Here is a 2,591-nt window from a genome sequence, read left to right as displayed (position 1 = left end):
GCTTCTCCCGAAGCTCCTTGATCTTGGCCTTCTTGCCCCGGAGCTCGCGCAGGTAGTAGAGCTTCGCCCGGCGCACGTCACCGCGGGTGACGACCTCGATCCGGTCGATCTGCGGGCTGTTGATCGGGTACGTACGCTCGACGCCGACGCCGAAGCTGATCTTGCGAACCTTGAAGGTCTCGCGCAGGCCGCCGCCCTGGCGGCTGATCACGACGCCCTGGAAGACCTGGACCCGGGACCGGTTGCCCTCGACGACCCGGGCGTGCACCTTGACGGTGTCGCCGGCGCGGAAGTCGGGCAGGTCGGCGCGCTGTGACTGCGCGTCGAGATCGTCCAGCGTGTTCATCGCTGCATCCTCGTGATACTCAAAGCGCACCGGGAGTTCGATGCGCGAATGGGTGACTCTGACCTTGCGAGAAGTAAGGTCCTCGCTCGCCGCCCACGGCGTGGGAGCGAACGGCAACCTCCCTACTTTGCCACATCGGAGGGCGGGATCTGAAATCCGCCCTCGATGAGCGCCGCCCGGTCCGATTTATCGAGATCGGCGGGAGGGTAGGCGGCGAGCAGATCCGGGCGCCGGGTGGCGGTCCGGAGCAGAGATTGGGTACGCCGCCAGCGAGCGATCCGGCCGTGGTCGCCCGAGCGGAGCACCTCGGGCACGGGACGGTCGCGCCACGACGCGGGTTTCGTGTAGACCGGAGCCTCCAGCAGGCCCGCCGCGTACGACTCCTCGGTCAGCGAGTCCGCGTTGCCGAGCACCCCGGGCAGCAGCCGGGTGACCGCCTCGAGGATCACGATCACCGCCACCTCCCCGCCGAACAGCACGTAGTCGCCGAGCGAGACCTCGCGCACCGGCATCCGCTCGGCGGCGTCGTCGATCACCCGCTGGTCGATGCCCTCGTAGCGGCCGCAGGCGAAGATCAGGTGGTCCAGCTGGGCGAAGGCGTGCGCGTCCGCCTGGGTGAACGGCTTGCCCACGGGAGACGGCACGATGAGTACGCCGGGGCCGACCGCGTCGAGCGCCTGGCCCCACGGCTCGGGCCGCATCACCATGCCCGGCCCGCCGCCGTACGGGGTGTCGTCCACGGTCCGGTGCACGTCGGAGGTCCAGGTGCGCAGGTCGTGCACGGTGAGGTCGAGCACACCGCTGCCCCGGGCCTTGCCGACGAGCGACAGGTCGAGCGGCGAGAAGTACTCCGGGAAGATGGAGACGATGTCGACGCGCATCAAAGATCGAGCAGGCCCTCGGGGAGGTCGACGACCACGCGGCCACCGGCCAGGTCCACGGTCGGGACCATCTGGCTGACGAACGGGATCAATGCCGTCCCGCCGCCGTTCTTCGCGAGAACGAGCAGGTCGGACGACGGCGCGTGGTTGACCTGCCGGATCTCGCCGAGGTCGTCGCCGTCGACGGTGACGACCCGGAGACCGACCAGCTGGTGGTCGTTGAACTCGTCGGGATCGTCGGGGTCCGGGATCTCGGAGGACTCCACCTGCAGCTCGGTACCGCGGAGCTCCTCGGCCGCGTTGCGGTCGGGCACACCCTCGAACTGGGCGATGACCCGGCCCTGGTGCCAGCGCAACGACTCCAGGACGAGCTTGCCGGAAGCGGTGGTGAACACCGCTCCCGGCACGAAACGTCGCTCGGGCTCGTCGGTCCGCACGGTCACCAGGACCTCGCCTCGGATCCCGTGCGCCTTACCGATGTGGCCGACGACGAGCAGCATCTGACCAGCGACTCAGTACGCGTCGACGATGTCGACGCGGATGCCGCGCCCACCGATCGACCCGATGACCTGCCGCAGCGCCTTGGCCGTGCGCCCGCCACGCCCGATGACCGTTCCCAGGTCCTCGGGGTGCACGCGGACCTCGAGCCGCTTGCCGCGGCGCGAGTCGACCAGCCGGACCCGGACGTCGTCCGGGTTGTCGACGATGCCTTTGACGAGGTGCTCCAGCGCGGGCCGGAGCGCCCCGTCAGCTCTGGTCGGCGCCGGCACCGGCCGGGTCCTCAGCGTCCTTGGCGACCGCCTCGCGGTTGGGCTCGGCCGGGTCGACAGCCTTCGTGTCGGTCGGCCTGTCCTCGGCAACCTCCGGCGCGGCCGGGGTCCTCGTGTCGGCCTTCGGCTCGGCCTTGGCTTCGGCCGTCGCCTCGGTCTTGGCTTCGGCCTTCGCCTCGTCCTTGGCGGGCTTCTCGGCAGCAGCCTTGGCCGCCTTCTTGGCCGGCCTGGCAGCCGGGGCGTCGGCGACACCCGCGGCGGCCTTGGACTCGGCCTCGTACGCCGCGGTGCGGCTCGCCTTCGGCTCCTTGACCAGCAGCGGCGGCGGGGCCGGCAGGCCCTTGAACTGCTGCCAGTCGCCGGTCTTCTCCAGGATGCGCTGCACGGCCTGGCTCGGCTGAGCGCCGACCGACAGCCAGTGCTGCACCCGGTCGGACTTGACCTCGATCAGCGACGGGTGCTCTTTCGGGTGGTAGATGCCGACGTACTCGATGGCGCGACCGTCGCGCTTGGTGCGCGAGTCGGCGACGACGATGCGGTACTGCGGGTTGCGGATCTTGCCCATCCGCAGGAGCCGGATCTTTACGGCCACGG

The 2,591-nt window shown here is 70.2% G+C and carries 4 protein-coding genes and 1 pseudogene; all 5 read right to left on the bottom strand.

What is annotated here, in order from left to right:
• The coding region (rplS, locus tag AB0M20_RS37345) for a 50S ribosomal protein L19 (protein ID WP_364305499.1) at window positions 1-346 on the bottom strand (346 nt) is incomplete at its 3' end.
• A gap of 122 nt (window positions 347-468) precedes the next feature.
• Window positions 469-1,227, bottom strand: coding sequence for a tRNA (guanosine(37)-N1)-methyltransferase TrmD (trmD, locus tag AB0M20_RS37340; protein WP_364305497.1), 759 nt, complete (start codon window positions 1,225-1,227; stop codon window positions 469-471).
• Window positions 1,227-1,724: a ribosome maturation factor RimM gene (rimM, locus tag AB0M20_RS37335; protein ID WP_364305501.1), complete on the bottom strand. Its 498-nt coding sequence runs from the start codon at window positions 1,722-1,724 to the stop codon at window positions 1,227-1,229. The genes trmD and rimM overlap by 1 nt, the downstream gene beginning before the upstream one ends.
• Window positions 1,725-1,739: 15 nt before the next feature.
• Complete coding sequence (locus AB0M20_RS37330; protein WP_014447131.1) at window positions 1,740-1,997, bottom strand: RNA-binding protein; 258 nt, start codon at window positions 1,995-1,997, stop codon at window positions 1,740-1,742.
• A 151-nt stretch (window positions 1,998-2,148) separates the two neighbouring features.
• Window positions 2,149-2,589, bottom strand: a pseudogene (rpsP, locus tag AB0M20_RS37325) (30S ribosomal protein S16); the annotation flags it as partial.
• Window positions 2,590-2,591: the final 2 nt, after the last annotated feature.

Origin of the sequence: Actinoplanes sp. NPDC051633 (assembly GCF_040681735.1) — a bacterium.
In the GTDB taxonomy this organism is placed as follows: domain Bacteria; phylum Actinomycetota; class Actinomycetes; order Mycobacteriales; family Micromonosporaceae; genus Actinoplanes.
Note: the sequence above shows the minus strand (reverse complement) of the source record. Positions and strands in the feature narration are given on the sequence as shown.

What these genes read in the sequence shown, in the direction of transcription:
- trmD (WP_364305497.1), bottom strand. Translation starts at nt 1,227, where the DNA reads ATGCGCGTCGACATCGTCTCCATCTTCCCGGAGTACTTCTCGCCGCTC.